16 protein-coding genes are annotated in these 24,583 nt (G+C 75.2%); 10 read left to right on the top strand and 6 right to left on the bottom strand.

Translation table 11 applies throughout. From position 1 onward, the window contains the following. The first annotated feature begins 3 nt into the window (after nucleotides 1-3). Genes PV682_RS13020 through PV682_RS12985 form a run of 8 tightly spaced genes read left to right on the top strand, consistent with a single transcriptional unit; the run spans nucleotide 4 to nucleotide 14,761 of the window. Complete coding sequence (locus PV682_RS13020; protein ID WP_319728862.1) at nucleotides 4-3,249, top strand: non-ribosomal peptide synthetase; 3,246 nt, start codon at nucleotides 4-6, stop codon at nucleotides 3,247-3,249. After that, the gene (locus PV682_RS13015) at nucleotides 3,246-7,628 is read left to right on the top strand and encodes an amino acid adenylation domain-containing protein (protein WP_319728859.1); all 4,383 of its coding nucleotides are present in this window, start codon (nucleotides 3,246-3,248) and stop codon (nucleotides 7,626-7,628) included. The genes PV682_RS13020 and PV682_RS13015 overlap by 4 nt, the downstream gene beginning before the upstream one ends. Next, the gene (locus PV682_RS13010) at nucleotides 7,625-8,611 is read left to right on the top strand and encodes a GHMP family kinase ATP-binding protein (RefSeq protein ID WP_319728855.1); all 987 of its coding nucleotides are present in this window, start codon (nucleotides 7,625-7,627) and stop codon (nucleotides 8,609-8,611) included. The genes PV682_RS13015 and PV682_RS13010 overlap by 4 nt, the downstream gene beginning before the upstream one ends. A gap of 10 nt (nucleotides 8,612-8,621) precedes the next feature. Further along, nucleotides 8,622-9,719, top strand: coding sequence for a cysteine synthase family protein (locus PV682_RS13005; protein WP_319728852.1), 1,098 nt, complete (start codon nucleotides 8,622-8,624; stop codon nucleotides 9,717-9,719). Beyond that, complete coding sequence (locus tag PV682_RS13000) at nucleotides 9,716-10,957, top strand: ATP-grasp domain-containing protein (RefSeq protein ID WP_319728849.1); 1,242 nt, start codon at nucleotides 9,716-9,718, stop codon at nucleotides 10,955-10,957. Before PV682_RS13005 ends, PV682_RS13000 begins: the two co-directional genes overlap by 4 nt. Further along, nucleotides 10,954-12,438, top strand: coding sequence for an argininosuccinate lyase (locus PV682_RS12995; RefSeq protein ID WP_319728846.1), 1,485 nt, complete (start codon nucleotides 10,954-10,956; stop codon nucleotides 12,436-12,438). Before PV682_RS13000 ends, PV682_RS12995 begins: the two co-directional genes overlap by 4 nt. Then, nucleotides 12,435-13,505: a low-specificity L-threonine aldolase gene (gene ltaE / locus PV682_RS12990; protein WP_319728844.1), complete on the top strand. Its 1,071-nt coding sequence runs from the start codon at nucleotides 12,435-12,437 to the stop codon at nucleotides 13,503-13,505. Before PV682_RS12995 ends, ltaE begins: the two co-directional genes overlap by 4 nt. 2 nt (nucleotides 13,506-13,507) lie before the next feature. Continuing rightward, on the top strand, nucleotides 13,508-14,761 hold the full coding sequence (locus tag PV682_RS12985) for an MFS transporter (protein ID WP_319728842.1): 1,254 nt from the start codon (nucleotides 13,508-13,510) through the stop codon (nucleotides 14,759-14,761). A 147-nt stretch (nucleotides 14,762-14,908) separates the two neighbouring features. On the opposite strand, the gene PV682_RS12980 is transcribed toward PV682_RS12985, so the two are convergent. From PV682_RS12980 to PV682_RS12960, 5 genes are all read right to left on the bottom strand, one after another. Beyond that, nucleotides 14,909-15,961 (bottom strand): helix-turn-helix transcriptional regulator, encoded by a 1,053-nt coding sequence (locus PV682_RS12980; RefSeq protein WP_319728840.1) that lies wholly within the window; start codon nucleotides 15,959-15,961, stop codon nucleotides 14,909-14,911. Between the two features lie 197 nt (nucleotides 15,962-16,158). Then, nucleotides 16,159-17,985 (bottom strand): ATP-binding protein, encoded by a 1,827-nt coding sequence (locus PV682_RS12975; protein ID WP_319728838.1) that lies wholly within the window; start codon nucleotides 17,983-17,985, stop codon nucleotides 16,159-16,161. Between the two features lie 196 nt (nucleotides 17,986-18,181). Beyond that, nucleotides 18,182-18,862, bottom strand: coding sequence for a response regulator transcription factor (locus PV682_RS12970; protein WP_319728836.1), 681 nt, complete (start codon nucleotides 18,860-18,862; stop codon nucleotides 18,182-18,184). Beyond that, entirely contained in the window at nucleotides 18,859-20,031 is a 1,173-nt protein-coding gene (locus tag PV682_RS12965; protein ID WP_319728834.1) for a sensor histidine kinase, read from the bottom strand. The genes PV682_RS12970 and PV682_RS12965 overlap by 4 nt, the downstream gene beginning before the upstream one ends. A 156-nt stretch (nucleotides 20,032-20,187) precedes the next feature. After that, nucleotides 20,188-22,383 carry an MMPL family transporter gene (locus PV682_RS12960; RefSeq protein WP_319728831.1) on the bottom strand — a complete coding sequence of 732 codons (2,196 nt, stop codon included), beginning with the start codon at nucleotides 22,381-22,383 and terminating at the stop codon, nucleotides 20,188-20,190. 206 nt (nucleotides 22,384-22,589) lie between these two features. Here PV682_RS12960 and PV682_RS12955 point away from each other — a divergent pair, with 206 nt between their 5' ends. Together PV682_RS12955 and PV682_RS12950 are read left to right on the top strand one after the other, a co-directional pair. Further along, complete coding sequence (locus tag PV682_RS12955; RefSeq protein WP_319728828.1) at nucleotides 22,590-23,468, top strand: helix-turn-helix domain-containing protein; 879 nt, start codon at nucleotides 22,590-22,592, stop codon at nucleotides 23,466-23,468. A gap of 156 nt (nucleotides 23,469-23,624) precedes the next feature. Then, nucleotides 23,625-23,891 carry a GlsB/YeaQ/YmgE family stress response membrane protein gene (locus PV682_RS12950; RefSeq protein ID WP_055722471.1) on the top strand — a complete coding sequence of 89 codons (267 nt, stop codon included), beginning with the start codon at nucleotides 23,625-23,627 and terminating at the stop codon, nucleotides 23,889-23,891. Between the two features lie 70 nt (nucleotides 23,892-23,961). On the opposite strand, the gene PV682_RS12945 is transcribed toward PV682_RS12950, so the two are convergent. Then, nucleotides 23,962-24,546, bottom strand: a complete 585-nt coding sequence (locus PV682_RS12945; protein ID WP_319728825.1) for a TerD family protein — start codon at nucleotides 24,544-24,546, stop codon at nucleotides 23,962-23,964. Between the last annotated feature and the right edge of the window lie 37 nt (nucleotides 24,547-24,583).

Here is a 24,583-nt window from a genome sequence, read left to right as displayed (position 1 = left end):
CTGATGCCCTCCCCCACCGATCATCGCGGGGTTCCGGTCCCTCTGAGCCGGGACCAGGAGCGCACCTGGTTCGTGGACCAGATCAGCGCCCACCCGTCCGACTACCTGATCCCGCTGCGGCTGCGCCTGACCGGCCCGCTCGACGTGGCCGCGCTGCGCCGCGCGCTGGCCGCGCTGGCCGCCCGCCACGAGGTGCTGCGCACCTGTGTCGTCGCCGACGGCGAGCGCCCCTCCGGCCTGGTCCGCCCGGCCGACGCCTTCCGGCTGCGGGAGACCGGCGCGGCCGACGACGAGGCCCTGGACGCGCTCCTGACCCGGGAGGCGACCGAGCCGCTGGACCTGGCGGCCGACCTGCCGCTGCGCGCCCTGCTGGTGCGCCGGGGGCCCGAGGAGCACGTCCTCGCGCTGACGGTGCACCACGTCGCCGCCGACGACTGGTCGCTGGCCGTCCTCTACGACGAACTGTCCGCCGACTACGCCGCGTTCACCGCCGGTGAGCCCTCGCCGCTCGCGGCGCCCGCCGAGCAGTACCGCACGGTCGCCGCCCGGCTCGACGCCCGCGCCGACGCCGAGGCCGTGCCCGCCGGGCTCGACCACTGGCGCAAGGCGTTCGAGGACTTCACACCGTTCGAGGTGCCGGGCGACCGGCCCCGGCCCGCCGTGCGCGCCGGACGCGGGGCGGGCCGCAGCGCCTTCGTCCTGCCCCCGGACGTCGCCGGGCGCCTCGGCGAGCTGGGCCGGGCGAGCGGTGCGACGCCCGCGATGCTGCTGACGGCCGCCTGCCAGGCGGTCCTGTACCGCTGCACCGGGCGCCGCGACGTCACCACCGGGACCACCTACGCGCGCCGGGACGACCCGGCGACCGAGCGGCTCGTCGGCGTGCTGATCAACATGCTGCCGCTGCGCGCCGACCTCGGGCCCGGCCTGACGTTCCGTGACCTCCTCGACCAGGCGCGGGACGCGGCCCTGGACGCCTTCGAGCACGCGGAGGTCCCCTTCGACCGGCTGGTCGGCGAACTCGCCCCCGAGCGGGACCCGTCCCGTACGCCGCTCTTCCAGATCCTGGTCAACTTCCGCAGCGGTCGCCGCCGCGCCCCGCACCTGCCGGGCCTGGAGGTGACGGAGCTGCCGATCCCCTACGAGGGCGCCAAGTACGACCTGTGCGTCAGCTTCGAGCAGGCCGAGGGCGGCCTGTGGTGCGGCGTGAACTGGGACACCGACCTGTACGACGCGTCCACGGTGGACCGGATCGCCTCCTGGCTGGAGCGCCTCCTCACCCACGTCGCGGACCGGCCCGACCAGCGGATCGACGACATTCCGCTGCTCACGCCGGCCGAGGAGGACGCCCTGCGCGCGCTGTCCCTGCGCCCGGACACCGCCGTCCCCGACGCGTGCCTGCACGACCTGGTCGCCCGTCAGGCGGCCCGCACCCCGGACGCGGTGGCCCTCACCGACGACGCCGGCCTGCGCATGACGTACGCCGAGCTGGAGGGCGCGGCGGGTGCCGTGGCCCGGGACCTGGCCCGGCACGGTGTCGGTCCCGACGTGCCGGTCGGGCTGCTCGTCGACCGGTCGGCCCGCATGGTCGTGGGCCTCCTCGGCATCCTCAAGGCGGGCGGCGCCTACCTGCCGATCGAGACCTCCACGCCGGCCGCCCGGGTGGCGGCCCTGCTCGGCGACGCGGGCGCCCCCGTCTGCCTGGCCGAGCCGCAGTGGGCGCCGGCCGTCGAGGAGGCGGGCGTCGTCGCGCTGGCCGTCGACGAGGGCGCTGCCGCCGCCGCGCCGCCGGTCGCCACGCGCCCCGACCACCTGTGCGCCGTCTACTACACGTCCGGTTCCACGGGCCGCCCCAAGGGGGTCGCCTGCACCCACCGGGGCTGGGTCAACCGCATGGTGTGGATGCAGCGCCGGCACGGCCTGCGGCCGGGTGACGCCGTCCTGCACAAGACGACCCTGCCGTTCGACGACGCCGCGGTGGAGATCCTGTGGCCGCTCATGACCGGCGGCACGGTCGCCCTGCTGCCGCCCGGCCTGCACCGGGACCCGCGCGCCATCGCGGACGCCGCGATCCGGCACCGGGCGGTGCACGTGCAGTTCGTGCCGAGCGTCCTCGACCTGTTCCTGGAGGAGCTGACCGGCGACGACGTCGCCGCCCTGCGCGGGCACCTGCGCAGCGTCCTGTCCAGCGGCGAGGCGCTGCGCCCGGACCTGGTGCGCCGCTTCCGCGAGGCGTTCGGCGACACGGTGAGCCTGGACAACACCTGGGGCGCCACCGAGGTGTCCATCGACTCGACCTACCGGGTGTGCGGCCCCCAGGACGCGGCCGGCGAGGGCGCGGTGAGCCTCGGCAGGCCCATGGACAACAACGAGGTCCTGGTCCTCGACCACCGGCTCGCGCCGCTGCCGCCCGGCGTCCCCGGCGAACTGTGCATCGCCGGCGTCGGGCTGGCCCGCGGCTACCTCGGCGATCCCGCGAAGACCGCCGCCGCCTTCGTCCCCCACCCCTACCGGCCCGGTGAGCGCCTGTACCGCACCGGCGACCGGGGCCGGATGCGCCCGGACGGCACCCTCGCCTACCTGGAGCGCATGGACCGCCAGGTGAAGGTGCGCGGCGTACGGATCGAGCTCGGCGAGGTGGAGGCCGCGCTGCGCGCTCATCCGGCGGTCGCCGACACCGCGGTGGTCGCCCGCCGGGCGGCCGGCGGCGATCTGCGGCTCGCGGCGTACGTCGTGTTCGGGGACGCCCCGGTCACGGTGCGGGAGCTGCGCGAGGACCTGCTGGCGCGGCTGCCCGGCTACGCGGTGCCGTCCAGCGTCACCGTGCTGCCCGCCCTGCCCCGCTCGGCCAGCGGAAAGCTGAGCCCCGCCGCGCTGCCCGAGCCGGACCCGGCGGACGTCGACGACACCGGCCACGTCGCCCCGCGCGACGAGACCGAGGAGGTCATCGCCGGGATCTGGGCGGAGGCCCTCGGCGTGCCCCGGATCGGTGTCCTGGACGACTTCTTCGCCCTGGGCGGCCACTCCCTGCTGGCCACCCGCGCCGTCAACCGGATGCGCCGCGCGTTCGGCGCCCACCTGCCGCTCAGCGTGGTCTTCGAGTGCCCGACCGTCGCCGCCACCGCGGAACGCGTGCACGAGCTGCTCCTCGCCGAGATCGAGGCCATGCCGGAGGAGGAGGCCCTGCGCCTCCTCGCGCGGACGGCACCCACCCCCCACCACGCGGACACCGAACGAGGTACCACGCGATGAAGGCACCCCTTCTGCTGCACGAGGCGTTCCTTGCGCACGCCGCCCGCACCCCCGAGGCCCCGGCCCTGCACTGGGCCGGCGCCGCCCTGACCTACGCCGAGCTGGAGCGGCGCTCCGCCCGGCTGGCCCACCGGCTGATCGCCGCCGGCACCGGCCGGGGCGACCTGGTCGGGGTCAGTGTCGGGCGCGGTCCCGCCCTGGTCGTCGCCCTGCTCGCGGTGATGCGGGCGGGCGGCGCCTGGGTCCCGCTGGACCCGGCCTATCCGCGCGACCGGCTGGAGTACATGCTCCGCGACTCCGGTGCCGGTCTGGTGATCGCGGACGAGAGCGCCGCGCGGGTCCTGCCGGACGGGGTCCGGCTGCTGTCCCCCGACGGCTCCGACGCCCCCGCCGTGGAGCTGCCCCGGCGCGACGCCCGCGATCTCGCGTACGTCATCTACACCTCCGGCTCCACGGGCCGCCCCAAGGGGGTGCTCGTCGAGCACGGCAGTGTCGCGGCGACGGTCGCCGGGATGCGGGACGAGTGGGGGGTGACCGCCGCCGACCGGGTGCTCCAGTTCGCACCGTCGAGCTTCGACGCGTCCGTGTGCGAGACGGGCATCGCGCTCACCGCGGGCGCGTCCCTGGTGCTCGCCGGGCCGGACAGCGTGGTGCCGGGGCCCGGCCTGGTGCGGCTGCTGGCCGAGGGCCGGGTGAGTGTCGCCGTGCTGCCGCCGTCGGTCGCCGCCGCCGTACCGCAGGCCGAGCTGCCGGCGCTGCGCACGGTGGTGTGCGCCGGTGAGGCGCTGCCCGCCGAGGTCGCCGCGCGGTGGGGGCGGGGGCGGCGGATGATCAACGCCTACGGGCCCACCGAGACGTCCATCTGCGCCACCTCCGGTGACGTGCTGGGCTCCGGCACGCCCGACATCGGGTCCCCGATCGCCGGGGTGCGGCTCGCCCTCCTCGACGCCGACGGGCTGCCGGTGGCCGACGGGGAGGTCGGCGAGCTGGTGGTCTCCGGCGCCGGGGTCACCCGCGGCTACCACGGCAGGCCGGGCCTGACCGCCGAGCGGTTCGTGCCGGCCGAGGGCGGCGGGCGCGCCTACCGCACCGGCGACCTCGCCCGGCGGCTGCCCGACGGGCGCTACGCCTACGTGGGGCGCGCCGACCACCAGGTCAAGATCCGCGGGTTCCGGGTCGAGCCCGGCGAGATCGCCGAGGTGCTGCGCGCGCACCCGGCGGTGACCGACGCGGTGGTCGTCCCCCGGGACGGCATCCTCGTCGGCTATGTCGCCGCGCCCGTGGACACGGCGGTGCGGGAGCTGCGCGAGTGGTGTGCGCGCGGTCTGCCGGCGCACATGGTGCCGGCGGCCGTCGTCGTGCTGCCCGAGCTGCCGCTGACGCCGAGCGGCAAGGTGGACCGCGAGGCGCTGCCGCGCCACGACCGGGCCAGCACCGGTCTGGACGGGGAGCGGGCGCGGCCCGCGACGGACACCGAGCGTGCCGTCGTCGGCTTCATGTCGGAGCTGCTGGGCGGCGCGGAGGTCGGCGCGCGGGACGACTTCTTCCGGCTGGGCGGGCACTCCCTGCTGGTGGGCCGGCTGGCCGCGCGGATCCGCGACGCGTTCGGCGCGGACGTACCGCTGTCGGAGCTGTACCGCAGGACGACGGCCGAGGAGATCGGCCGGTTCCTCGACGGTGGCGCGCGGGGCGGGGACGGGGCGGCCCCGGCGCCGCCGGCGCTGCGCCGGGCGGACCGCTCCCGGCCGCTGCCGCTGTCGTATCCGCAGGAGCGCATCTGGTACCTGGAGCAGCTCTCCCCCCTCAACCCCGCCTACCGGGTGCAGGCGGCGCTGATGCTGAACGGTCCGCTGGACCTGGCGGCCCTGCGCGCCGCGCTGACCGAGCTGGTGCGGCGGCACGAGATCTTCCGTACCGGGTTCCGCGAGATCGACGGGGTGCCCGCGCAGTGCCCGGTGGACATGGACGCCATCGAGCTGGAGATCCCGCTGGTCGACCTGTCGGCGCTGCCCGAGGCGGAGCGGGAGGACGCCTGGCGCGAGCTGACCCGGCGGGAGAAGGCGCGCCCCTTCCGGCTGGACAGCCCGCCCCTGGTCCGCTGGGTGGTGGTGCGCACGGCGCCCGAGGCGCACCGGCTGCTGCACCTGGAGCACCATCTGGTGCACGACGGCTGGTCGTTCGCGGTGTTCGTCGACGAACTGACCCGGCTCTACACGGGGTTCGCCGAGGGCACCGGGCCGGGGCTGCCCGAACCCCGGTTCCAGTTCGCCGACCTGGCGGCCTGGCAGCGCGAGTGGCTGGACGGGCCGGTCCTGGAGCGCTATCTCGACCACTGGCGCGAGGTCCTGGACGGCGCCCCGGTGGCCCTGGAGCTGCCGACCGACCGGCCCCGCCCGCCGGAGTTCACCTTCCGCGGCGGCATGGTGGCGTTCTCGCTGGCCCCGGACGAGTACGCCGCGCTGCGTGAGCGGGCGCGCGAGCACGGCGTCACCCTGTACTCGGTGATGCTGAGCGGGTTCACGGCGCTGCTGTCGCGCTACACCGCGCAGGACGACCTCGTGGTGGGCGTGGGGGTCGCCAACCGGCGGCTGAGCGAGGCGGAACGGCTCATCGGGATGATGGTCAACACGGTTCCGATGCGGGTCCGCTTCGACGGCGACCCCACCTTCCGGGAACTGATCGCGCGGGTGCACGCCACGGCCGTCGAGGGCTACGCCTGGCAGGACATACCGCTGCAACGCCTGGTGAAGGCGCTGGCGCCGGTGCGTGACCTGTCGCGCAACCCCCTGTTCTCGGCGCTGTTCAGCTTCCACGACTCGGCCGTCCCCGACCTGGACTTCGCCGGGCTGCGCGGCGAGGTGGCCGTGGAGCACAACGGCTCCGCGAAGGCCGACCTGAACATCGTGGTCATCCCGCGCGCCGAGCAGCGCGTCGGCCTCGGCCCGAGCGACGAGGACGAGTCGATCACCGTCCTGTGGGAGTACGCCGCCGACCTGTTCGACGACGCGACCATGCGGCGCATGGCCCAGGCCTACCGGGACCTGCTGCGCACCGCGCTGGCCTCCCCCGACACGCCCGTGTCCCGGCTGCCCCTGACGGGCGCGGTGACCCCGGAGCCCGCCCCGGCCGGACAGCCCGGGCAGACCGTGCTGGACCTGGTGGAGCGGCACATCGCCGGCCGGCCGGACGCGGTGGCGCTGAGCACGCCGTCGGGGCCGGTCACCTACGGCGAACTCGACGTCCTCGCCCGGTCGGTACGGCTGCCGGCCCGCCCGGACGCCGGCCCGCGCGAGCCGGTCACCGTCCCTGCGACGCCGGGCGCCGACCTGGTCGCGGCGATGCTGGCGGCGGCCCGGCGGGGCGTCCCGTGCCGGGTGGGCGGCACAGCGGGCGCGGACGGCACAGCGCCGGGCCTCCCGGAGCCGGCGCGGGAGGAGTACTCCCCCGCCCCGGCCGACGTCCTGGCCGTGACCGGTGACGGCGAGCTCACGCACGCCGCGGTGCGCTGCGCCCTGGACGCGCTCGACGCCCTCGGCCTGGACGCCGGACGGGTCCTGCGGGCGGCGCCCGTGTCCGATCCGCTGTTCCCGGTCGAGGTGTGGACCACGCTGGGCCGGGGCGGCACCCTGGTGCTGGCGGACGAGAACACCACCACGGCGGCCGGGGTGGCCGCCGTCCTGCGCGCCGCCGAGGAGCCGTTCTCGGCGCTGCTGCTGCCCGACACGACGGCCAACTCCCTGCTGGCGCACCACGGTGAGGCGCTCGCCGGCGGCTGTGCGGCGCTCCTGGTGCTCGGCCCCGACATCGCCCCGGCGGCGCTGCGCCGCCCGGCGGGCGGGCCGCGCCTGGCGACCGGGTTCGGCACGCCGGAGCTGCCGCTCGCGCTGTGCCGCGCCCCTGGACCGTCCGGGGACGGGGCGGGCGAGGAGGTGCTCGTCCCGGTGGGCGCCCCGCTGCCCGGGGTGGTCGCGGTGGTCCTGGACCGCAACGGCGAGCCGCTGCCGCCCGGCATCCCCGGCGAGCTGCACCTCGGCCTCGCCGGGGCGGGCGCTCCCGCCCCGACCGGCCGGCGGGCACGGCGGGACGCCGACGGCGGGTTCGCGGTGCTCGGCCCGGCCGGCGACTGGCCGACGGTGGCCGGTTTCCGGGTCGCGCCGCACGAGACGCGGGCCCGGCTCACCGCGCACCGGCGGATCGCCGAGGCGGCCGTCTGGCCCGTCGGCGACCAGCTGCACGCGTACCTGGTGCCCCGGGCGGGGGCCGAGGCGCCCGGCCCCTTCGAGCTCGTGGAGTTCCTCGCCGAGCGGCTGCCCGACTACCAGATCCCGGCCCGGTTCGTGACGCTGCCGGCGCTGCCCTCCGCTCCCGTCGCCCCGTGAGCGCGCCCGCCGCCCCGCTCCCCCACTCCCCTGAGGAAGCCATGCACCTGAACGCCTCCACAGCTCCCCCGCCGGCGGTCCGCGTCCGGGGCTCCTACCGCAGCATCGCCCACCACGGCGAGATCCTCCAGGGGGTCTTCGAGGCCGGCGGGCGGCTGCACCGCGGCCTGATCACCCTGCCCTGCCCGCTCTACAGCTCCCAGGCCGTCTTCGAGCCCTCCACGACGGCCGCCGGGGTCTCGGTCAAGGACCCCTGGCGCACCAAGGCCGTGCGCGCCGCCGAACTGGCGCTGCGCGCCCTGGGCGGCCCGTACACGGGCGGGGTGCTGCGGCTGGCCAGCGACATCCCGCTGGGCCGCGGCTTCGGCTCGTCCACCGCCGACGTGCTGGCCTCGATCGGAGCCGTGTTCCGGGCTGCCGGGCAGGATCCGCGCCCCGAGCGGCTGGCGGCCCTCGCGGTGGCCGCCGAGACCGCGTCCGACGCGCTGATGTACCCGCACCGGGCGGTGCTGTTCGCGCACCGCCGGGGGGAGAGCCTGGAGGATCTCGGGGGCTCCCTGATGCGGCTGACGGTGCTCGGCTTCGGCACCAGCCGGGACGGCGCGGGCGTCGACACCCTCGATCTGCCGCCCGCCCGCTACGACGTCTGGGAGATCGAGGCGTTCCGGCCCCTGCTGGGCATGGCGCGGCGCGCGGTGCGCACCGGTGACGTGGCGCTGCTGGGCCGGGTGGCGACCGCGAGCGCCCGTCTCAACCAGCGGCATCTGCCGGTGCCGCGCCTGGACGACCTGCTGCGTCTCGCCGAGGAGGTGGGCGCGGCGGGGCTCCAGGTCGCGCACAGCGGCGACGTCGCCGGGCTGCTCTTCGATCCGCGGTGCCCCGATCTCGACGTCCGCACCGCGCGGGCGCGGGCCCGGCTCGCCGCGCTCGGCATCCACGACACCTGGTGCTTCGGCACCGACGAATCCACCACCCATGGTTGAGGAGAGGCCCATGTCCTCGCTGTCCGTGCGCGCGCCCAGCGCGTCGATCGTCGCGGCGACCGAGCTGCCGCGGCTGGTGCGTCTCGGCCCCAACCTGTGCGGGGCCGCCTTCACCCTGATGAAGCTGCTGCCGGCCCGGTTCATGCTGGACCGCGCCGAGCAGCGCGGTGACCTCGGCCCCGGTACGACGGTCCTGGAGACCTCCTCCGGCACCTTCGCCCTGGGCCTGGCCATGGTGTGCCGGCTGCGCGGCTATCCGCTGGTGATCGTCGGCGACCCGGCGATCGACCCGGCGCTGCGCCGCCGCCTGGAGGAGCTGGGCACCCGGGTGGAGATCTGCACCCGGCCGAGCCCCGAGGGCGGGTTCCAGCGGGCCCGCCTGGACCGTCTTGAGGAGCTGCGGGCCGAGCACCCCCGGCACTATGTGCCCGGCCAGTACCACAACCCGGACAACCCCAACGCCTACGCGGCGGTCGCCGAGCAGCTCAGCGAGGCGCTCGGTTCCGTCGACTGCCTCGTCGGCCCGGTCGGGTCCGGCGGTTCCAGCGGCGGCACGGCGTCCTTCCTGCGGCTGGTGCAGCCCCGGATGCGGCTCATCGGCGTCGACACCTCGCCCAGCACCATCTTCGGCCAGCCCGACGGGCCCCGGGCGGTGCGCGGGCTCGGCAACAGCCTGGTGCCGCCGAACGTCCGGCACACCGCCTACGACGAGGTGCACTGGGCGGGTCCGGCCGAGGTGTTCCGCGCCACCCGCGAGCTGCACGCCCGGCACGCCCTCTACATGGGTCCGACCAGTGGCGCCTCCTTCCTCGTCGCCCGCTGGTACGCGGAGCGGCACCCCGAGGAGCAGGTGGTGGCGCTGCTCCCGGACGAGGGGCACCGCTACCAGGACTCGGTGTACCGCGACGAGTGGCTGCGGGAGCAGGGCGTGCTGGACACGCCGCCCGCGACCGGGCCGCGCACCGTCCAGCGGCCCGGCGACGCCCTGGGCGGCTGGGCGCGGCTGGAGTGGGACCGGCGCACCCTCGACGACGTCCTGCTGGCCGACCCGGCCGCCTCTTCGCCTTCTTCCCCTTCTTCGCCTTCTTCTTCACCGGAGCACCGATGACAGAGCCCCTCCTCGTGCTGGTCGAGAGCAACACCACCGGCACGGGACGGCTGTTCGCCCGCCGGGCCCGGGAGCTCGGCGCCCGCCCCGTCCTGCTGGCCGAGGACCCCGGCCGGTACGACTACGCGCGCACCGACGGCATCACCGTGGTCCGCGCGGACACCTCCAGCCTCCCGGCGGTCCTGGCGGCCGTGCGGGCCCTGCCCGACGCCGAAGGGTCCGGGGTGGCCGGGGTGACCACCAGTTCCGACTACTTCGTGCCCGTCGCCGCGAGCGCGGCGGCGGCCCTGGGGCTGCCGGGCCCCGACCCGGACGCCGTCGTCCGCTGCCGGCACAAGGGCGGCCAGCACGCGGCGCTCGTGGCCGGCGGGGTGCCGGTGGCCGCCCACGCGCTGGTCGCCACGGCGGCGGAGGCCCTCGACGCGGTGGACCGGATCGGGACGCCCGTGGTGCTCAAGCCGGTGGACGGCTCGGGCAGTTCGGGCGTACGGCTGTGCGCCACGCGGCAGGAGGCCGCCGAGCACGCGGCCCGGCTGCTGGAGCGCACCCACAACGAGCGGGGCATGCCGGTGGCGCGGGACTTCCTCGTCGAGGAGTTCGTGCGCGGGTCCGAGTTCTCGGTGGAGGTGTTCGGCGACCGGGCCGTGGCCGTCGTCGGCAAGCACCTGGGCCGGGCGCCCCACTTCGTGGAGATCGGGCACGACGTCCCGGCGCCCGTCGCGGACGCCGACGCCGCCGCGCTGGCCGCCACCGCCGTCCAGGCGGTCAAGGCGCTGGGGCTCGGGTTCGGGGCGGCCCACGTCGAGCTGCGGCTGCGGCTGGGCGAGCCGGTGCTCATCGAGGTCAACCCCCGGCTCGCGGGCGGCATGATCCCCGAGCTGATCCGCTCCGCCACGGGTGTCGACCTGGTGCGCGCCCAGGTGTCCGCCGCGCTCGGCCTGCCCGTGGACCTGGCACCGGTCAGGTCGCACCACGCGCGCCTGCGTTTCCTGGTCGTGGACACCCCGGCGCGGCTGGCGGGCCCGCCGGACACCGGTGGCCTGCCCGAGGGCGCCGAGGCGGTGCTCACCGGGCGTACCGGCGTCCGCCTCGAACCGCACCGCGACCACCGCGACCGGGTCGGCCACGCCACCGCCACCGCGCCCACCGCCGAGGCCGCCGACCTGGCCGTCGCCGCCGCCCACACCCGGCTGCGGACCTCCTTGCGTCCCGACACCGGCGAAGGAGCCGCCGTATGAGCACGAGCGCCGCCACCGGCAGGCTCTCCACCTCCGTCGCCCCGGCCGCCGCGGAGATCCTCTTCGAACGGCATCTGCGGGCCCCGGCCGACCCCGTCGCCGCCGAGCTGCGCCCCACCAGCCAGGTCGACCGCGCGCATGTCGTCATGCTCACCGAACAGGGCATCGTCGCCCCCGGCACCGCCGCCCGGCTGCTGGCCGGCATCGAGGAGCTGCGCGCCGCGGACTTCGCGCCGCTGCGGCACCGGCCGGCGCCGCGTGGCCGCTACCTCGCCTACGAGGGCCACCTGATCGACGAGCTGGGCGCGCCGACCGGCGGGGTGCTGCACAGCGGCCGGTCCCGCAACGACCTGAACGCGACCGTCCTGCGCCTGCAACTGCGGGAGCCCTACGACCGGCTGCTGGACGCGTGCACGGCGCTCGGCGCCGTGCTGACCGACGGGGCGCGGCGCTGGTCCACGGCCGTGATGCCCGCTTACACCCACCACCAGCCGGCGGTGCCCATCACCTACGGCCACTATCTCGCCGGGGTGGCCGCCGCCCTCGTACGGGACCTGGACCAGCTGGCGCAGGCGGGCGAGGAACTGGAGGAGAACCCGCTGGGCGCGGGCGCGGTCGGCGGCACGTCGCTGCCCATCGACCCGCGGCGCACCACGGAGCTGCTCGGGTTCCTGGCGCCGCTGCCGAACTCGCTGCACGCGGTCGCCTCGCGTGACGTGGTGCTGCGGCTGCTGGCCGGCTGCACGGTGCTGGGGGTCCTGCTGACCCGGGTGGCGCACGACCTCCAGTCCTGGACGAGCGCCGAGAATCCGCTGCTGGCGCTCCCCGACGACCTGGTCGGCAGCAGTTCGATGATGCCGCAGAAGCGCAATCCGTTCCTGCTGGAGAACGTGCAGGGCAAGGCCGCCGCCGCGCTCGGCGCGCTGACGGCGGCCACCGCCGCCATGTCCACCGCCCGCTTCACCAACGCCATCGCGGTCGGCACCGAGGCGGTGGGGCACGTCTGGTCCGCGCTGTCGGCGACGACCGACGCGGTGGTGCTGCTGCGGCTGATGGCCGAGGGCGCGGTGCCCTGCCGGGAGCTGATGCTGCGCCGGGCCGACGAGGGCCAGACCAGTGCCACCGCGCTCGCGGAGCGCCTCGTCGTGGCCGGTGTGCCGTTCCGCACGGCCCACCACGAGGTGGGCGAGGTGAGCCGGGAGGCCGCTGCGGGCGGGCGTCCGTTCGCGGAGGTGGCAGCCGAGCGCCTGCCCGCCGAGTGGGCCGGGCTGCTCACCGGCCTCGACCCGGCGTCCGTCGCCGGGGCCGCGACCTCGGGCGGCGGGCCCGGCCGGGCCGGTGTGCTCGCCGCGGCCGACGACGCCGACGTCCGGCTCGCCGCCCACCGCGCCCTCGCCGACACGCGCCGCGCGCGCTGGTCGGCCGCCGAACAGACCCTGACCGCCGCTGTGAACGCCCTGATCTCCGGGAGCACCTCATGAACCGTGTCGTCGAACTGCGCAGCGACACCTTCACCCTGCCGACCCCCCGTATGCTGCGCGCCGCCGCCGAGGCCCCGCTGGGCGACGACGTGTACGGCGAGGACCCCACGGTCGCCGAGCTGGAGCGGCTGTCGGCCGATCTGCTCGGCAAGGAGGCGGCCTGTCTGATGCCGAGCGGCACGATGGCGAACCTCACGGCCCTGCTCACGCACAGCCCGCGCGGCGGCAAGGCGATCGTCGGCGCCGAGTCGGACATCTACGTCTACGAGGCGGGCGGCGCTGCGGTGCTCGGCGGGATCGTGTACGAGCCGGTGAGCGCCGCCGAGGACGGCACCCTGCCGCTGGCGGCCGTCGTGGAGGCGTGCGAGGTCGACGCCGACGACCCGCAGTTCGCGCTGCCGGCCGTGCTGAGCGTGGAGACGCCGCACAACCGCAGGGGCGGCGTCCCGCTGTCGCCCGGCTATCTGGCCGAGGCGGCGGCGGTGGCCCGCGCCCACTCGATCGCCCTGCACCTGGACGGGGCGCGGATCTTCAACGCCGCGCTGGCGCTGGGCGTTTCGGCCGCCGAGCTCGCCGCGCACGCGGACACGGTCCAGTTCTGTCTCTCCAAGGGCCTGTCCGCGCCGATCGGTTCGGTGCTGGCGGGCGACGCCAAGAGCATCGACAGCGCCCGCCGGCTGCGCAAGATGCTCGGCGGGGGGATGCGGCAGGCCGGGCTGATCGCCGCGTGCGGCATCGTCGCGCTGACCGAGATGGTCGACCGGCTCGCCGACGACCACGCCAACGCGGCCCGGCTGGCGGCGGGGCTGGCCGGGGTGCCGGGGCTGCGGCTGGACCCGGAGCCGCCCCGCACGAACATGGTGTTCTTCTCCGTCGACCCGGAGGCCACCGCCCACACCACGGCCTCGTTCATCGACGCGGCCCACGCGCGCGGGGTGCGGGTGGCCGAGCTGGGCCGGGACCGGATCCGCGCGGTCACGCACTCCGGGGTGGACGCCGGGGACGTCGACCACGCCGTGACCGTGCTGGCCGAGGTGCTGGCGGCGGCCCCGTCGGCCGGGCGGTGAGGGTGGCCCGCTCCGCCGCGCCGCCCGCGCCGTCCCTGCCCGCGCACCGCGGCTTCAGGATGTTCTGGGCGGCGGACACGGTCAGTCAGTTCGGCACCTACGTCGGGAACACGGTCCTGCCCCTGGCCGCCGCCACGACGCTGGCGGCGTCCCCCTGGGAGATGGGGGTGCTGGGTGCGGCGGAGACGGCCGGGTACCTGCTGATCGGGCTGCCCGCCGGGGTCTGGGTCGAGCGGGCCAGGCAGCGGCGGCTGATGATGTGGTCCAACGCGGTGCGGGCCCTGCTGCTGTGCACGGTCGCGGTGGCCTGGTGGCTGGGCGTGCTGACGGTCTCCCAGCTGGTGGCGGTGGCGCTGCTGGCCGGGGTCTGCGCGGTCCTGTTCGACGTCTCCTACCAGTCGTACCTGCCGTCGCTGGTCGCGCGCGAGCACCTCGTCGAGGGCAACGCGAAGCTCCAGTCGAGCCAGTCCCTCGCGCAGATCACCGGGCCGGGCATCGGGGGTGGTCTCGTCCAGCTCTCCGGGGTCGCCGGGCCGGTCCTCGGGACGGCGGGCGGCTATCTGCTGGCGGCCGTCCTGCTGCGCGGTGTCCCCGAGTCGGAGCCGGCGCCGCGCGCGGCCGGGGGTGCGTCGGTGTTCGCGGAGATCCGGGAGGGGCTGCGGTTCGTGGCCCGGACGTCGGCGCTGCGGGCGATCACCTGCTGCACGGCCACGGCCAACCTGTTCAGCGGGGTGCTGAACGCGGTCCTGGTGCTGTTCCTGACCAGGACGCTGGACCTGTCGGGCACCCTCGTGGGGCTCGTGCTGGGCGTGCTCGGCCTGGGCGGGGTGCTCGCGGCCCTCACCGCGCGCCCGGTGATCCGGCGGCTGGGGCAGGCCAGGGCGGTGTGGCTGGTGCCCGTCACCGCGTTCCCGGCCCTGTTCCTGGTGCCGCTCGCGCGGCCGGGGCCGCTGGTCGCGGCGGCCGTGCTCGGGCTGCTGGTCACCGGCTACGGCACCGTCCTCTACAACATCGCGCAGGTGAGCTACCGGCAGGCCGCCTGTCCCGAGCGGATGCTCGCCCGGGTCAACGCCACCGTGCGGTTCGTGGCGTTCGGCACGCTGACGCTGGGCACGCTGGCGGGCGGGGCGCTGGGCGGGGTCCTCGGGGTGCGGGGCACCCTGTGGGTCGCGGCGGCGGGCACCTGCCTGGCCGGGCTGTGGGTGCTGTGCTCGTCGCTGCGCGGCATGGACGACTTCACGCCGGAGCGGGGGTGAGAGCCGGTGGAGCCGCCCCGGCCGGACGCCCGCCACCCGGCACACAGGCCATGCCCCGGCCGGGCACCCGCCACCCGGTCCGCGGGCTCTGACGCGGCCGGCCGGCGGTCTCCCGGTCCGCCGGCCGGCCCAGAACGTGCCGGCCCGTCAGTTGCCGACGGGGCGCAGCGCGGGTTCGTGCAGTACGGCCGCCGGTTCCGCGGGCCAGCTCAGGGCGTCGTCGCGGTGTCCTCCCGCTTCGGCGCGCGCGATGAGCACGCCGGCCTGGAAGCGGCTCTCGGCGCCGAGCCGCTTCATGATGTCGGCGATGTGCCGGCGCGTGGTGCGCAGGGACATGCCGAGCCGGCGGGCGATGGTCTCGTCCTTGAGGCCGCCCGCCAGGAGTTGCACGATGGTCCGGTCCAATTCCTGCGACACTTCCTCCAGTTGGTCGCTGGACGCCGGGGAGAAGGGGGCGGCGTGGGCCCACACGTGCTCGAAGAGCCGGTGGAGGAAGGCGACGATGGACGGCTCGCGGATCGCGACCGCCGCGTTCTCGTCGTCGCGCAGCGGGATGAAGGCGAGCCGGTCCCGGTCGAAGATGATCATCCGGTTCACGAGCTCGTGGACCGTGCGGTACTCGGCGCCCAGCGCCGAGGCCCGCGCGACGTACACCTGGCTGGGGCCGTTGAAGCGGGAGGTGTGGTGGTAGATGGCGCGCATCCGCACCCCTCGGGAGAGCATGGCGTGGTCGCGGGCCACGGCCTCCTCCAGGGCTTCCGGCACCCGGTTCCCGCCGGGCTGCATGGCGAGCATCTCCTCACGGCACTCGGCGGAGGCCCGGTTGAGGGCGGCTCGGACCTCGTCCAGCCGGGGGATCACCTCGACCGTGCACTCCTGGCCGCCCCGGGCCTGGAGGAACCTGCTGCGCAGCAGCCCGTAGTCGTTCATCAGGCAGTCGAGCCGCTCCTGTTCACGCTTGATGGTCTCGCGCACCGGCCGCGTGTGCCGGAGCGCCGCCGCGTCCGGGTCGACGGCGCTGACCAGCGTCTCGTCCTCCTCGTCCACCCGTACCACGCCGAGCCGGGCGAGCTGGAGGAACTTCGCCTCGGTCTGTTCCCTGCTGATCCCGAGGGCCTGTGCCGCCCGGTCCAGATCGGTCTGCGTGTTGTCCAGAATCCACCCGTAGAGCTCCATGGCGAACGTGTCGATGGAGGGCATCCCAGAAGTCTCAATACCCATGGTGCTCCTTGCGCTCTTCTCGTTCCCCCGGTCACACCCAGTCTCGCCCAGACAAAATACGTCGACTGGATCAACCGTGCGATACACCCCCTCGTTGCCCAACACTCGTTCGATTCACGCCCGCACCCCGCAAGGAGATGGTAAAGAAACACATCAGTTCGCAGGTGAGAGCGTGTCTACGGCACGAAGGCCCGGATCCCCTCGTCGCCCGTCCGGCCGCCCTCCACGTCCGCGATCAGGCGCAGGAGGGCCGCCGTGCCCTGGGGCGCGTCGACGCGGGTGTCGATCGTGGACAGGGCCCGGCGGGCGCGGTGCCAGGCGCGGGCGGGGTGGGTGGGGTGGTCCGTGACCGCCAGGGCGTAGCGGGCCAGGAGGGTGGACCAGGAGTCGGCGCCGGGGGTGCACAGGGCGCGGCGGGCGGTGCGGCGGGCCGCGCGGGGTGAGCGGTACGACTGGACGACCGCCAGGGCCGCGAGGCTGACCGGCGCGGCGGGTCCGCCGGGTGCGCCGGGCGGGATCAGGTCGGCGGCCTGGGCGAAGCAGGACTCGGCGACGCCGGGTGAGCCGTCCCGCCAGGCCAGGACGCCTTCGACGTGGGCGATCCGGCCGACCGTCGCGTCGTCGCCCGCGAGCACCGCGCCGGTCCAGGCGCGGCCGAGGAGTTCACGGGCCGTCTCGGGGTCGGCGGTGCCGAGCCAGGCCGTGAGCCACTGGGCGCGCGGCAGCAGCGGGCTGTCGGGTTCGGCCAGCGGCAGCAGCCGGCGCAGGTGGGCGTGGCCCTGCGCCGCGTGGCCGTGGACGGCCCACCAGAACCACAGGTTGACGACGGTCTCCAGCGCGGCCTCGACGTGCCCGGGGCGGGCGTGCGCGTGGCGGACGAGGGCGGTGAGGTCGTCGTACTCCTCGCGCACGAGCTGGACCGCCTGGCGCTGCCGGCCGTTGGTCCACAGGTTCTCGGCGACGGCCGCGACGCGGCGGTAGTGCAGGGCGTGCCGTTCGCGCGCGACCGCCGACTCACCGGCCTCGCGCAGGCGTTCGGCACCGAAGTCGCGGGCCGCGCGGGTCATCCGGTAGCGGGAGGCGCGTACGCCGCCGGGCTCGCCGAGGGTCTCCAGGACGCCCGATGCCGCCAGCTCGGCGAGCAGGCCGGGTACTCGGTGGGGCTCCACGCCGGCGCCGGAGCACACGAAGACGGCCGTCGCCTCCGTGAACGAGCCCGTGAAGACGCTCGCGCGGGCCCACACGACCCTCGACTCCCGTTCACACAGGCGGTATCCGGCGCCGACCGCGTCCCGCAGGGAGCGGTGTCTGCGGGGGCCCGGGTGGGGGCCGGTGAGCCAGCACTGGTCGCGTTCCAGGCGTGCGGCGAGGTCGGTGACCGAGTGGCGGGTGAGCTGGCCCGCCGCGAGTTCGATCGCCAGGGGGACGCCTTCGAGGAGCCGGCAGATCCGCTCCGCCGCCGCCCGGTCGTCGCCGGGGAGCTCCCGGCCCGTCGCGGTGCGGGCGCGGTCGAGGAACAGCTCCACGGCGGGGCCCCGCAGGCCCAGCGCGCCGAGCCTCAGGACCCGTTCCTCCCCCAGGCCGAGGGCCTTCCGCGCGGTGACGAGGACCCTGAGCGCCGGTACGGCCATCAGCAGGCGCTGCACGAGGCCGACGCACTCGCCGTGGACGGGGTCCACCCCGTCGAGGACCAGGAGGGGGTGGGGGGCGGGGAGGGCGCAGAGCGCGGCCACGGCCCGCACCACCCGCTCCGCCAGTCCCCCCTCCCCGCTCTCCCCCACCCACACCACGGCCCCCGGCCCGGCCGCCGCCCGTGCCAGCCGGCTCTTGCCCATACCCGCCGCACCCGTCACCGTCACCAGGCGGTGCGCGGCGAGTGCCGCGCGCAGGTCCGCCAGTTCGGATGCGCGGCCGAGCAGGCCTCCGTCGACCGTTCGTCCGCGCCGGGGCGCGGGCAGGGTCCGGGGGGTGTCGGCACATGTCCACACGTTGTAACTCTCCATACCGTGACCTGCGTGTTCGCGAGCGGGACGCCAGTGAACCGGAGCCGGAAGCCGATCGGCGGCCCGGTTGCAGAACCGTCACTGCACTCCCGTCACGGACCCCAACGCGAGACCCTCGCGCCGGGTGGCGCCGCCACGGGTGGGATCACACGCGCGGATGGCCGGGGGAACGGGTGAGCGACCTCCCCCGGCCCCCTCACCGCCCCGGCGGCTTCGCCTCCACCAGCCCCGACTGGTAGGCGATGACGACCAGTTGGGCCCGGTCGCGGGCGTGCAGTTTCGTCATCGCCCGCTGGATGTGGCTGCGCACGGTCAGGTGGCTCAGCACCAGCTGCTCGGCGATCTCCGTGTTGGACCTGCCGAGGGCCGCGAGGGACATGACCTCGCGTTCGCGGTCGGTCAGCGTGGCGAGGAGCGCCGGAGGGGCCAGGGCCTCGGCCGGCTCCGGGGTCGTGAGGAAGCGGGTGATCAGGGCGCGGGTCGCCACGGGCGACAGCAGGGACTCGCCCGCCGCGACAGTGCGGATGCCGGCCAGGAGGACGTCCGGGCCGACGTCCTTGCCGAGGAAGCCGCCCGCGCCCGCGCGCAGGGCCCGGGCCACGTTCTCGTCGTCCTCGAAGGTCGTGAGGATGAGGACGTGGGTCGCGGCGAGGGACTCGTCCGCGCAGATCTCCGCCGTGGCCGCGAGTCCGTCCGTGCCGGGCATGCGGATGTCCATGACGACGACGTCGGGGGCGTGTTCGCGGGTGAGGTCGACGGCCTCGCGGCCGTCCGCCGCCTCGGCGACGACGGTCATGCCGGGGTCGGAGTCGACGAGGATGCGGAAGGTGGCGCGCAGGAGCGCCTGGTCGTCGGCGAGCAGGACGCGCGTGGTCATGGGGCGTTGCCTTCGTCGGGGTCGCGGTGGTGCAGGGGGAGGGTGCAGGCGGCCTCGAAGCCGCCGTCGGGCCGCCGGCCGGCGTGGAAGGTGCCGCCGACGGACAGGGCGCGTTCGCGCATGCCGACGAGGCCGTAGCCGCCCGCACCGCCGGGCCGTGCGGCGCCGGGGGCGTTGCGCACGGTCAGGGTCAGATACCGGTCGGTGTACGCGAGCCGCACCTCCGCCTCGGGGACGGCCGCGTGTTTGGTGACGTTGGTGAGGGCCTCCTGTGCGATGCGGTACGCGGTGAGGTCGACGGCGGGCGACAGGTCCCGCGCGGTGCCGTCGACGACGACGGTCACCGTCACGCCCGCGGCGGCGCAGGACGCGGTCAGCTCGGGCAGGCGGGCGAGGCCCGGTGCGGGTGCGAGGTTCTCGGTGTCGGAGGTCTGGCGCAGGACACTCACGGTGGCCTTCAGCTCGCGCAGCGCGGAGGCGGTCGTGCCGGACAGCTCGTCGAGGATCGCGAACGCCTGCTCGGGGTTGCTGCGCTTGAGGTGCGCGGCGGTGCCGGCCTGCGCGTTCGCGAGGGCGAGGTGGTGGGCGACGACGTCGTGGAGTTCGCGGGCGATGCGCATCCGCTCCTCGATGACCCGCCGGTGGGCCTCCTCCTCGCGCGCGCGTACGGCCTGTTCGGCGCGGGAGGCGGCGAGGGCTCGGCGGACCTGGACGTAGCTGCCGAACGCGATCGGCAGCAGAGCCCAGGCGACGGGGTTGACGACGGAGAGGAAGAACTCGTGGCTGCGCAGGGTCAGCGTGACGCCGGTGACCGCCATGCCGAGTCCGGAGATCAGCGCGGCGTTCCGCCGGGTCCCGGCCTCCTCGCCGGTGCCGACGGAGTAGAGCACCACGGTCAGCGGGGCCGCGAGGAACGGTGTGACCAGCATGCCCAGCAGGCCCTGGCCCATCGCGCACAGCGTGGTGAGCGTGACGACCGCGAGGGGCCGCTGGTGCCGCCAGGGCAGGGCGACCCCGCCGACGGTCGCCAGGATCGCGGCGGGCAGCATGTGCCCCGTCCCGAACCGCCACCCGGCGCTCAGCACGACACCGATGACGCCCGTGGCGATGGTCGCCGCCATCAGCCAGAGGTCGGCGGCGGGCGCGTGCGGGCGCCGGGGGGTGTTCACGAGAGTGCTCCAGGGGACGGTCGGCGGGGCAATGCTGTCAGACGGAGACGGTACGAGACCCGGTACGGCCACCGGGGCTCGACACCGTACGGATTCCAGGACCCGAGCCCCGGACCCGTACGGATTCCGGGGCCGGGCCTCGCGGGGATCGGCGCCTCAGACGCGTACCGCCTCGTGCTCCCGCGTCTCCTGCGGTTCCCCGGCCCGCAGCCCCGTGCCCTCGACGTCCACGCGGGGCAGGACGCGCGCCAGCCAGGCGGGCAGCCACCACGCCTTGTCGCCCACCAGTGCCAGCACCGCGGGTACCAGCGCCATGCGGACCACGAACGCGTCGAAGAGGACGGCGATCGCGAGGCCGAAGCCGATCGTCTTGATCATCGATTCGCCCGCCCCGACGAACCCGGAGAAGACGGCGATCATGATGACGGCGGCGGCGACCACGACGCGCGCGCTGTGCCGGAAGCCGCTGACGACGGCGTTCGGCGCGGACTCGCCGTGGGTGTACGCCTCGCGCATCCGGGCGACGAGGAACACCTCGTAGTCCATGGCGAGGCCGAAGACGATGCCGACGAGGAAGATCGGCATGAGGCTCATGATGGGCCCGGTCTGCTCGACGCCGATGAGGGAGGCGCCCCAGCCCCACTGGAAGACGGCGACGACCGCGCCGAGCGAGGCGAGCACGGACAGCAGGAACCCGAACGCGGCCTTGAGGGGCACGAGCAGCGAGCGGAACACGAGCAGCAGCAGGACCAGCGCGAGCCCGACGATGACCGTGAGGTAGGGCACGAGCGCGTCCTGGAGGGCCTGGGCGACGTCGATGTTCATGGCCGTGGTGCCGGTGACCTCGAAGGTCGCCCCGGTCTCCCGCTCGACCTGCGCGCGCTCGCCCCGGATGTGCTGGACGAGGTCCTTGGTGGATTCGTCGTTGGGCCCGGTGGACGGCACGGCGGAGAACAGGGCGGTGTCACCGGCCTGGTTGAAGCGCGGCTCGGAGACGGAGACGACGCCCTTCGTGTCCTTGATCCTCGCGGCGATCTCGGCGGCGGCCCCCTTCGCGTCGCGCGCGCCCTTCGCGTCGACGACGACGGTCAGCGGCCCGTTGAACCCGGGCCCGAACCCCTGGGCGAGGTCGTCGTAGGCACGCCGCTCGGTCGTGGAGGTCGGCTTCGCCTCGTCGCCCGGCATGCCGAGTTCGAGGTGCGCGGCGGGCAGCGCGATCACACCGAGCCCGGCGACGCAGGCCAGCAGCACGGGCACCGGCCGCCGCAGCACGAACCGCGCCCACCGCGAACCGCCGTTCTCCGTGGCGCTCTGCCGTGCCTGGTTCCGGCGGACCTTGCGGGACAGCGTCGCGTTCGGCCACATGCCGAGCAGGGCCGGTACGAGGGTGAGGGCGACCAGCACGCCGACGACGACCGCCCCGGCCGCGCACAGCCCCATCTTGGTGAGCATCGGCACGCCGACGACGGAGAGCCCGGCGAGCGCGATGACGACGGTCAGACCGGCGAAGACGACGGCGCTGCCGGCCGTACCGACGGCGATCCCGGCGGCCTCGGAGGGCAGGCGGCCGGCGGCGCGCTCCTCGCGGTAGCGGGAGACCACGAACAGGGCGTAGTCGATGCCGACGGCGAGGCCGAGCATCGTGGCGAGGGTGCCGGTGGTCGCGGTGAGCCCGAAGAGGGAGCCGCCCGCCATGATCGCGGCCATGCTCACGCCGACCCCGACCATCGCGGTGAGCAGCGGCAGTCCGGCCGCCGCGAGGGAGCCGAAGGTGATGAGCAGGACGACGGCGGCGAGCGCGACGCCGATCATCTCCGAGGAACCCCCGGCGGCGGGCTGGGAGCCGAGCGCGTTGCCGCCGACCTCGACGGTCAGGCCGGAGTCCCGGGCCCGGTCGATGACCTTCTCCAGGGCGGACTTGTCGGCGTCGGTGAGGTCGCCGGACTTCACCTTGTAGGTGACCTGCGCGTACGCGGTCGTCGCGTCCTTGCTGACGGCCCCGGCCGCGAAGGGGCCGACGGCCTGCTCGACCTTGGAGACGTCGCCGGCCTCCTCGACGAGCTTGTCGATGGCGGCCTTGTTGCCGCCCTCGGTGACCTTCTCGCCCTTCGGCGCGACGAACACGATGCGGGCGTTCGCGCCGTTGGAGTCGCGGCCCGGGAAGCGCTGGCCGATCAGGTCGAACGCCTTCTGCGCCTCGATGCCGGGCATGAACGAGCCGCCGTTGTCCTCGGCGGCGGGCGCGCTCACGGCTCCCGCGCCGAGACCGCCGAGCAGGGCGACCCAGAGCAGCACCACCAGCCAGCGTCGTCGGAAGGCCGTGCGGCCCATGCGGTAGAGAAAGGTAGCCACGGGAAGGGTCATCTCCAGGTCATAGTGCGGGACCTGGACAGGTTCGCCCTTGGCACCCCCTTCGGGCATCGTGCCCCTGCTGGCAGTCCGGTCTGCTGCGACGGCACCAGACGGGACGGCCCGGCTCCTCCTCAGGTAGGACATCCGTGGTCGTGCGAGGGCCGGGGCGGTGCGGTGCGGGATACGCTGACGCCTCCCATGGCCGGATGGTCGGAATCGGACAGGAACAGGGCAGGACAGTGGAAGCGATCCCCGGGTTCGGGTTCACCCCGCCGCTCACGCCGGTCGCCGGCTTCGAGATCGTCGAGCTGGGCGCGGTACGGCGGCGGGCCGGCGGCGCCCTGGAGCGGGTGCACCGGACCGGCTTCCACACGGTCACGCTGGTCACGGCGGGGGCCGGGGAGCACGCGGTGGACTTCGTGACGTACGCCTGCCGGCCGGGGACGCTGCTGTGGGTGCGGCCGGGTCAGGTGCGGCGCTTCGGGTCGGGCGGCGCGCTGGAGGGCGTGCACCTGATGTTCACGGCCCGGTTCCCGTCGGCCGTCGCGGGGGTGGAGCGGCTGGTGGACGCGTGGCGCGGGCCGGTGTGCCGTCAGCTCGGCACGGGGCGGGAGTACACGGCCGTCTCGGCCCTGCTGGACCGGTTGCGGGCCGAGTTCACGCGGCCGGACCAGGTGTCGCCTGAGATCCTCCGGCTCCTGCTCGCCGCCCTGCTGCTGCACGTGGACCGGCTGCCGGGGGACGGCGGCGAGGAGGCCGCCGGGGGCGAGGTGTACGCGCGGCTGCGGGCCGAGCTGGAGGAGTCGTACGCGGACACGCGGCGGGCCGAGGACTACGCGCGGCGGCTCGGCTGCACCGTCAAGACACTGACCCGGGCATGTCTCGCGGCGACCGGGGTGCCGGTGAAGCAGGTCATCGACGGGCGGGTGGCCCTGGAGGCGCGGCGGCTGCTGGCGCACACGGACGAGCCGGTGTCGGTGGTGGCGCGGCGGCTGGGCTTCTCGGAGGCGACGAACTTCGGCAAGTTCTTCGCGCGGCAGGCGGGGGTGACGCCGGGGGAGTTCCGGCGTACGCACCGGGGGTGAGCGCTTTGTCCTGATCTTGTGACAGAACCTCGACGGGGCGGCACCAGAGGGCGGGAAGCCCTGGTCAGGCCGCCCGCGTTATTCATAGGATTGCGCAAGTAAGCAAACCTTGAACGCCGGCGGCGTGCGCGCTCGCCGCCCCCTACGGAGGTCGATGTGGGCATCATCAGCTGGGTCATTCTGGGCCTGTTCGCCGGAGCGATCGCCAAGATCCTGCTGCCCGGCCGCGACCCGGGCGGCCTGATCGGCACCACCCTGATCGGGATCGCGGGCGCCTTCATCGGCGGCTGGCTCTCCGCGAAGTTCCTGGACCGCCCGGTCGTGAAGGACTTCTTCGACCTCTACACGTGGGGCGCGGCGATCGCCGGCTCGCTGGTCCTGCTCGTCGGCTACCGCCTGCTGTTCGGCAACTCCCGGGACTGACCCCGCGACAGGGGACGGACCCCGGCCCCGCGAGCCCGGCTTCCGGCGGGCTCGCGGGGCCGCGTACGTCTCACAGGTGCGCGGAGACCGCCGGCAGCAGGTCCTGGAACGTCCGCCCCGTGGCCGGCTCCCCGATCGCCTCGACCTGCCAGCCCCCGCCGGTCCGCCGCAGCTTGGCCATGATCTGCGCGGTGTAGGCGCCGCCCCCGCTGAGCGTGTACCGCGCCAGCTCCTTCCCGGTGACCTCGTCGACGACGCGGCAGAACGCGTTCTCGACCTCCGCGAAGGTCTGCCCGGTGAACGAGTTGACGGTGAACACGATCTGGTCGACGCGCCCCGGCACGCGCCCGAGGTCCACGAGCACGACCTCGTCGTCCCCGCCGGCCCCGCTCCCCCCGGTGAGGTTGTCCCCGAGGTGCCGTACGGAGCCGTCGTCGCTGACGAGGTGCTGGAAGAAGACGACGTCCGCGAGCTGCCCCTCGGCGAAGAGCAGCGCGGACGCGTCGAGGTCGATCTCCCTGGGCCCGGCGAGCTTCGCCAGGAACCCCTTGCGCTGGGCGGCCTGCCAGCCGAGCCCCATCCGGACGGATGTCAGCGCACCGCCGTCCGACTTGTTCAGGCTGATCCGCTGACCCTTCGTCATGTCGACGGACATGGGCCACCTCGCTCTCTCGTCGCCGGCACCGGGCCCA

Origin of the sequence: Streptomyces niveiscabiei (assembly GCF_033794345.1) — a bacterium.
GTDB lineage: Bacteria > Actinomycetota > Actinomycetes > Streptomycetales > Streptomycetaceae > Streptomyces > Streptomyces niveiscabiei.
This window is presented reverse-complemented; position numbering and strand designations above follow the sequence as displayed.

Bases quoted from the DNA above. Each gene is read 5' to 3' on its own strand.
- PV682_RS12945 (WP_319728825.1), bottom strand. From the start codon at position 24,546: ATGTCCGTCGACATGACGAAGGGTCAGCGGATCAGCCTGAACAAGTCG.
- PV682_RS12975 (WP_319728838.1), bottom strand. From the start codon at position 17,985: ATGGAGAGTTACAACGTGTGGACATGTGCCGACACCCCCCGGACCCTG.
- ltaE (WP_319728844.1), top strand. From the start codon at position 12,435: ATGAACCGTGTCGTCGAACTGCGCAGCGACACCTTCACCCTGCCGACC.
- PV682_RS12955 (WP_319728828.1), top strand. From the start codon at position 22,590: ATGGTCGGAATCGGACAGGAACAGGGCAGGACAGTGGAAGCGATCCCC.
- PV682_RS12980 (WP_319728840.1), bottom strand. From the start codon at position 15,961: ATGCCCTCCATCGACACGTTCGCCATGGAGCTCTACGGGTGGATTCTG.
- PV682_RS12995 (WP_319728846.1), top strand. From the start codon at position 10,954: ATGAGCACGAGCGCCGCCACCGGCAGGCTCTCCACCTCCGTCGCCCCG.
- PV682_RS13015 (WP_319728859.1), top strand. From the start codon at position 3,246: ATGAAGGCACCCCTTCTGCTGCACGAGGCGTTCCTTGCGCACGCCGCC.
- PV682_RS13020 (WP_319728862.1), top strand. From the start codon at position 4: ATGCCCTCCCCCACCGATCATCGCGGGGTTCCGGTCCCTCTGAGCCGG.
- PV682_RS12970 (WP_319728836.1), bottom strand. From the start codon at position 18,862: ATGACCACGCGCGTCCTGCTCGCCGACGACCAGGCGCTCCTGCGCGCC.
- PV682_RS13005 (WP_319728852.1), top strand. From the start codon at position 8,622: ATGTCCTCGCTGTCCGTGCGCGCGCCCAGCGCGTCGATCGTCGCGGCG.
- PV682_RS13000 (WP_319728849.1), top strand. From the start codon at position 9,716: ATGACAGAGCCCCTCCTCGTGCTGGTCGAGAGCAACACCACCGGCACG.